Origin of the sequence: Streptomyces sp. LS1784 (genome assembly GCF_020103755.1) — a bacterium.
Classification (GTDB): Bacteria; Actinomycetota; Actinomycetes; order Streptomycetales; family Streptomycetaceae; genus Kitasatospora.
Genome location: NZ_JAHSQD010001140.1, coordinates 1 through 996, shown reverse-complemented (window position 1 = coordinate 996; position 996 = coordinate 1). Strand labels below are relative to the sequence as shown.

Sequence of the window (996 nt, the reverse complement as noted above, 5' to 3'; positions counted from 1 at the left end):
CCAGGGCGTGCCGGCCCGGCTCCAGTCGGCCAGCAGCTCGCGCGCCCGGGCCGCCGCGGCCGGGTCGCCGGCCCGGGTCGCCGCCTCGACCAGCTCGCTGCACGTCCAGAAGTGCACCACAAGGTCCTTATGCTCTCCGCCGCGCAGCGCCGCTTCCATGGCGAGCGGATAGTTGCCCAGGCCGTTGTGGAGCACGGCCCTCGCGCACGCGGCTACGCCGACGAGTCGGCCCAGGCCGCGCTGCTCGCCTTCGTGTTCCATCGCCTCGATCGCTTCCAGGGCCGGTCGTTCCCGTCCCTGGTACGCGCTGATCAAGGCCGCCGTGGCCGTGCGCGTCACCGAGCCGGTGGCCTTCTCCAGGGCCGCGGCCTCGGCCAGCAGGTCGCCCGCTTGGGAGAAACGCCCCGCGAAGCCCAGCGCGGACGCCTGGTAGGGCAGCGCCGTCGAGAGGAGCGACAGGGTTCCCGTCCGGCGGGCGACGCGGACCGCCCGGTCGCCGATGTCCAGCCAGACCTGGAGGTCGCCCAGCTCCGCGGCGGCGTTCGCGGCCGCCCACAGGGCGGACGGGTCCTCCTCGTCGGTGAGGGAGCGCAGCGCCCGCACCAACTGCGGAAAGGCGGCGGCCGGCCCGTCCACGCTCCGGGCGACCAGGGCCCTGAGGAAGACTCCCCCCGGCTCGTCGCCGGGCGGCAGGTCGCGAGCGGCCTCGGCAACCCGGCGCAGTGCGCCTTCGTCGTACCGGCCGGCCCAGATGGCCGCGTCGAACGCCGCGAGGCAGGTCTCCCGCGCGAGGGCCGGGTCGAGGTCCCTGAGCCGGCCCGCCGCGTCGAGCAGCGGCTGCACCGCGCCCCTCCCCGAGTCGGTCATGGCTGACGCCTTGGCCCGCAGCCGGCTGGCGTGGGCCTGCTGCAGCCGGTCCAGCGGCCCCAGTTCGGCGGCGGCGAGCAGGTCGGGAACCCGGGCCGGCACGCCCGCGGCGACATGGGCCGCTGCGGC

1 pseudogene is annotated in these 996 nt (G+C 76.6%); it reads right to left on the bottom strand.

Annotation, left to right across the window (positions count from 1 at the left end):
* Nucleotides 1–867, bottom strand: a pseudogene (locus tag KS423_RS46185) (hypothetical protein); the annotation flags it as partial.
* Between the last annotated feature and the right edge of the window lie 129 nt (nt 868–996).